Raw genomic sequence first — 262 nt, 5'->3', positions numbered from 1 at the left:
CACTGCTGGAAACGCTGGATAACCACAAGGAGGGGGGGCACTGACAGCCCGCTGACCAATGGCTGGAAAGCGGGGATGCCCGGGGGCTGTTGATGTTTCGTTGTGGCTCACAACGAAACGTCAACCAACCCTGGAGGTATCAGCTTTCCAGCCAGACGTCGCGCGCCCAGTGCCAGACCGATTCCCAGGTTTCTTCAGTGACGAGTTCTTCTTCGCCGGACCACAGCACCACGGTGCCGTCTTCTTCCACGCAGTAGTAGTC

1 protein-coding gene is annotated in these 262 nt (G+C 59.2%); it reads right to left on the bottom strand.

The features are described 5' to 3' along the window. Positions 1 to 139: 139 nt before the first annotated feature. The coding region (locus tag GHO32_RS26345) for an SMI1/KNR4 family protein (RefSeq protein ID WP_178113967.1) at positions 140 to 262 on the bottom strand (123 nt) is incomplete at its 5' end.

The organism is Pseudomonas sp. FSL R10-2189, from assembly GCF_009600325.1.
GTDB lineage: Bacteria > Pseudomonadota > Gammaproteobacteria > Pseudomonadales > Pseudomonadaceae > Aquipseudomonas > Aquipseudomonas helleri.
Note: the sequence above shows the minus strand (reverse complement) of the source record. Positions and strands in the feature narration are given on the sequence as shown.